Source organism: Deferribacterota bacterium, assembly GCA_034189185.1.
GTDB lineage: Bacteria > Chrysiogenota > Deferribacteres > Deferribacterales > UBA228 > UBA228.
The window spans coordinates 1-2,909 of sequence record JAXHVM010000205.1 but is presented as its reverse complement, the minus strand read 5'-3'; the positions used below and the strand labels follow the sequence as shown (position 1 = coordinate 2,909).

Genomic DNA, 2,909 nt, shown 5'->3' with positions numbered 1-2,909 from the left:
AATAATTAAGAGTATAATATTAAATAATTGATTTATTATAGCTTTTGTGGTAAAAGTGTTATTTCAAATATTTGAATATAGAGGCAAAAGAGGCGTATACTATGTTAAAAGCTTATATAATAAATGGTCTAGATATAAATATATGGGGCTTAACACCCTATGAAAGAATAGCAAAAGTGTTAGAAAAAAAGAAGGATATACAATTAATAAAAAAATTAGATAGTTTAAAAGATGATGATGAGATAGTTTTATTCAATGGGGATTATATTTTTGATGAAAGGATAATAGATTATATAATAAATAATAAAAATATATGTATAAAAACTAAAGAAAGTAGAAATGAGCATATTGTAGCAATACATGGAGTGGGCATTAATGCGAAAAATTACTATTATTCAATTAAAGAAAATGATATAAAACATCTACCAGATAATATTAAGATAATTGATTTAAAAGATATTATAACAAATACTTTTCGCACATCTTTAAGAAAAGTTGATAGGCCCTATCTATTAAATGTAAAAAATACACCAAGAAAATATATAGAGAATAAGATATATTATGGCACCTATAAAGGTGTTACAGATATAATAACAAGGGTCGTTTGGCCAAAACCTGCTAAATTAGCTGTAAAATTTTGTGTTAGTAGAGGAATAACACCAAACGAGGTAACCACACTTAGCCTGATTTTGGCTTTAATAGCAGGACTTCTTTTCTATTTTAACTTATATACTTTAGGGCTGGTTTTAGGTTGGTTTATGACTTTTCTCGATACAGTTGACGGTAAGCTTGCAAGGGCAACTATATCATATTCGCGGTTTGGCTACAGATATGACCACGCAATAGATTTAGTACACCCAATTTACTGGTATCTATGTTGGGGATTGAGTTTAGACGCTCTAAACACACCAATGGAAGCAGTATGGTTTGCTCTTTGGATAATTATAATATTCTATATTATTGGACGTATCCTAGAAGGTGGGTTTAAACTCTTTTTAAAGACATCCTTTCATATTTACTGTTGGAGACCTTTTGATTCCATCCTTCGTCTATTTATTGCTAGAAGAAATCCTAATCTTATAATACTAACCATATCAGCAGTATTCAGCGCATATACTATAGGTCTTTATCTAGTCTCCCTTTGGACATTAATTTCTGCAATTATACTACTAATTCGTTTTATTTTAGCAATCAAAGAAAAAAAGAGAGAAGGTAAACTTACAAGCTGGCTAGACAATATTGATACAGAAATGATTAATAAGAAAAGAATATATAAACTTTTTATATATGATTAAAAATATTTGCATTGTAACAAATCTTAAAGCAGGGAACAAAAACTATTCAAAAGCATATTATGAAAATATTATACAAGATTTTAATAAAAAAATAAGCCAAAGTATAGAACATATTGTTTTGCAAGATATTCCAAATAAATACGACCTATTAGACCATGTTAAAAAAGCTGATATGCTTGTTATAAATGGCGGAGATGGCACTGTTCAAAATATTTTAACATTATTGTGTAAAAATATAAAAATAGATGAAATCCCTCTAATTGCAATTTTGCCAGTAGGCTCCACAAATCTAATTGCATTAGACGTGGGAGCAATAAAGAGTAAAAAAAATGTATTAAAAAAATTTATTGAAAGATTTAATCAAGGTGAAACCCAAATAAATATTGAAAAAAGGGCTTTAGTCCATATAAAAAACGAAGAAACCTTAATAGATGAATATGGCTTTTTTATTGGACTAGCTCAATTTTATAAATCATCAGTATTATTTAACGAAAAATTAAGAAAGTATAAATTAGCAGGTCCAATTGGGATAATTATAGTAACCATATATAATTTTTATTGCATTTTCATAAAAAATAAATTTGACAAAAATAGTGACGAGGTAATCATAAAAATCAATAGCAAAATCTACAGTTTTACACCCTTTTTACTCTGTATAACTACACTAAAAAAAATTTTTACAAAAAAAACAATAATAACTCAAGAAAATACTAACAACAAACATATATTTTTGTTGATTGTTAAAAATAAGGCAAAACATATTATTAGAAATATGTACAGCTTCTTTACAGGCAAAAAAAGTAAATACTTTAATGAAAAAGATGGGTTTATGGTGATACATAATAAAAATATAGAATTGTCAGGCGCTGATGGAATAGCAATTGATGGAGAGCTCTTTAAGATTGATAAAACAAAAGATAAATTATATTTTGAAAGAGGTCCATTAATAAGTTTTGTGGTGTTAAATTGAATATTTTATATAATATTATTGAACAAAATATCATTAAAGACACCCCACCAGAAGCAGAGATTATAAAAGATGCAATATTAGAACATATAAATTGTGACGTTTTAGCTATCCTGTTTTATGGGTCATGCTTAAGGACAGGTAACTTTAAAGATAATGTAGCAGATTTCTATGTTATAGTATCAAATTATGGCAAAATACCACTATTAGAAAAATTTATTGGCCATTTACTGCCACCAAATGTATATTATATTGAAATCCCGATTAATAATCAAAAACTTAGAGCAAAATATGGTGTTTTTACCCTCAAGCAATTTAAAAAGATGTCATCAATTAATGCGTTTCAGCCCTATCTCTGGGCAAGACTTGTACAACCAATGCAGCTTATTTATGCAAAAGACGAAATAACAAAAGAAAAAATAATAGATTGTATATCTATTGCATCTATCACCACGCTATTTAATACATTGCCCCTTATTAAGACAACATTTAATCTTCAAGAACTTTGGCTTAGATCCTTTAAATTCACCTATAAAAGTGAGGTAAGGCATAATATCTAAAATTTTTTCTGCAATAGCATCAAGATAATATTTATTGTTACTGTAAATATTATTAGTATTATTCCCATTTTCTGGCCTTACCTCACT

General features: G+C 27.6%; 3 protein-coding genes. All 3 read left to right on the top strand.

The features are described 5' to 3' along the window. Positions 1 to 101: 101 nt before the first annotated feature. The 3 genes from SVN78_09920 to SVN78_09910 are packed head-to-tail and all read left to right on the top strand — an operon-like array spanning position 102 to position 2,822. The gene (locus SVN78_09920; protein ID MDY6821922.1) at positions 102 to 1,295 is read left to right on the top strand and encodes a CDP-alcohol phosphatidyltransferase family protein; all 1,194 of its coding nucleotides are present in this window, start codon (positions 102 to 104) and stop codon (positions 1,293 to 1,295) included. Beyond that, the gene (locus SVN78_09915) at positions 1,288 to 2,265 is read left to right on the top strand and encodes a diacylglycerol kinase family protein (GenBank protein ID MDY6821921.1); all 978 of its coding nucleotides are present in this window, start codon (positions 1,288 to 1,290) and stop codon (positions 2,263 to 2,265) included. Before SVN78_09920 ends, SVN78_09915 begins: the two co-directional genes overlap by 8 nt. Beyond that, positions 2,262 to 2,822 (top strand): hypothetical protein, encoded by a 561-nt coding sequence (locus tag SVN78_09910; GenBank protein ID MDY6821920.1) that lies wholly within the window; start codon positions 2,262 to 2,264, stop codon positions 2,820 to 2,822. Before SVN78_09915 ends, SVN78_09910 begins: the two co-directional genes overlap by 4 nt. Positions 2,823 to 2,909: the final 87 nt, after the last annotated feature.

Coding starts and splice junctions, on each gene's coding strand:
- SVN78_09920 (MDY6821922.1), top strand. CDS start 102: ATGTTAAAAGCTTATATAATAAATGGTCTAGATATAAATATATGGGGC.
- SVN78_09915 (MDY6821921.1), top strand. CDS start 1,288: ATGATTAAAAATATTTGCATTGTAACAAATCTTAAAGCAGGGAACAAA.